Annotated in this window: 1 protein-coding gene and 1 pseudogene; both read left to right on the top strand. The window is 45.2% G+C overall.

Annotated features, from left to right (window positions below):
- Position 1: 1 nt before the first annotated feature.
- Positions 2–1,078, top strand: a complete 1,077-nt coding sequence (locus tag VOR_RS0116345) for a NapC/NirT family cytochrome c (RefSeq protein WP_010320758.1) — start codon at positions 2–4, stop codon at positions 1,076–1,078.
- A 22-nt stretch (positions 1,079–1,100) separates the two neighbouring features.
- Positions 1,101–2,024, top strand: a pseudogene (locus tag VOR_RS0116340) (molybdopterin-dependent oxidoreductase); the annotation flags it as partial.
- Positions 2,025–2,037: the final 13 nt, after the last annotated feature.

Genomic DNA, 2,037 nt, shown 5'->3' with positions numbered 1-2,037 from the left:
AATGATAGTGGGAGTTCTTGCTATTGGGGTGCTGCTCGGTTGGTTAAGCCTTGGAGGAACTCATGTCATTTTAGAAAAAACGTCGAGTACGGAATTTTGTCTCTCTTGTCATACTATGCAAGCACCCTTTCAGGAGTATCAAGGCTCGGTACACTTTAGCAATGCCAAAGGCATCCGTGCAGAATGTGCTGATTGCCATATACCCACTGATACTATGGATTATTTAATCACCAAAATTAGAGCATCCAAAGACATCTACCATGAGTTCATTACCAAGAAAATCAGCACACCTGAAAAGTATGAAGCACATCGAGCAGAGATGGCTGAAACTGTCTGGGCGCAATTAAAAGCAAACGATTCTGCGACCTGTCGTTCATGTCACAGTGAAGATGCGATGGAGATTTACGACCAAACGGCGCAAGCACAAAAAATGCATCAGTACGGTATCGACAATAATCAAACCTGTATTGATTGCCATAAAGGTGTGGCGCACATGCTTCCTGAAGTCAAAATGGATAGCCAAGCATTAGCCCATTTAGTCGAAGAGGCTAAGTTAACCCCTGTGGGTACTCCTATTGTTTATGCGATGCAATCTACGCCCATTTCTGATTTCGGAACGATCAATCCAGCGACACCGTTGAAAGTATTGAATGAAAGCACTGGCAAGCGCACCGTTGAATTGAGTGGTTATCAGATGCAAGGTGCAGAACAAGTCTTGTATATGGGTGAAGGTAAGCGTGCTGTGATTGCTATGTTAACTGAAGCAGGGCAAAAAGCATTGAGCGTAAAAGAGTATAACGAAGATGCCTACGGAAATCAGTGGCGTCAAGTAACACTTGCCGGGGACATCGACACGCCAGTGTTGGGTAAAATGGATTCGCTTTGGGCATACGCTGAGCAGTTGGACAATGTTTACTGTTCAACATGTCATGCCAAAATTCCGAGTAACCATTTTACGGTTAACGCGTGGCCTTCTGTGGCAAAAAGTATGGGGGACCGTACCTCTATTTCCGCAGAGGATCTAGAAATCCTCACGAAATATTTCCAATACAATGCGAAAGATGTTGTTGCCCAATAAAAAATGAAATAAGGATTCAGTGATGACTACTCTCACACGTCGAAGTTTTCTAAAAAGCGCTGGTGCAACTGCAGGTGCGGTCGCTATTTTTTCGGTTAAACCCATGCCAGTTCTCGCTTCCGCACCGCGAGGAGCTGGTGTACTGACTGCTGGGCGTTGGGGTGCTATGCTGGTTGAAGTTAAGGATGGGAAAATTATTTCTTCCAAGAATGCATTGCCGCAAACCGTACCCAATAGTCTACAAACCTCAGCGCCAGATCAAGTGCATACTCAAGCTCGGGTCAAATACCCGATGGTGCGTAAAGGTTTTCTAGCCAATCCCCATATGCCAGATGGTAAACGAGGAGACGATGAGTTCGTCCGCGTTAGTTGGGAAAAAGCGCTGCAATTAATCCACCAACAGCATGCTCGTATTCGCACTGCTTATGGAGCCGAGTCAATTTTTGCGGGCTCTTACGGCTGGCGATCCAGTGGGATTTTACATAAAGCCCAAACCCTACTGCAACGCTATATGAGTATGGCGGGAGGCTATTCGGGTCATTTAGGTGATTATTCTACGGGTGCTGCGCAAGTCATCATGCCTTACGTTGTAGGCTCAATAGAAGTGTATGAACAACAAACAACTTACCCTGTTGTACTTGAAAGTAGTGATGTTGTGGTGCTTTGGGGGCTTAACCCTATTAATACACTGAAAATAGCATGGAGCAGTACCGACGGCGCGGGGCTTGAGTTTTTTAATCAACTCAAACATTCTAAAAAAACCATTATCGTTATCGATCCTATGCGTTCGGAAACCATCGAATTTTTTGGTGAAAACGCTCAGTGGATTGCACCACATCCTGGTACTGACGTTGCGATGATGTTGGGGATCGCTCACTCATTAGTTGAAAAGGGCCAACATAACCTCGAATTTTTGAATAAATACACCGCTGGTTACGACAAGTTTGGGTCGTGACTCC

The sequence above is a fragment of the Vibrio ordalii ATCC 33509 genome (assembly GCA_000257205.1).
Classification (GTDB): Bacteria; Pseudomonadota; Gammaproteobacteria; order Enterobacterales; family Vibrionaceae; genus Vibrio; species Vibrio ordalii.
This window is presented reverse-complemented; position numbering and strand designations above follow the sequence as displayed.

Bases quoted from the DNA above. Each gene is read 5' to 3' on its own strand.
- VOR_RS0116345 (WP_010320758.1), top strand. From the start codon at position 2: ATGATAGTGGGAGTTCTTGCTATTGGGGTGCTGCTCGGTTGGTTAAGC.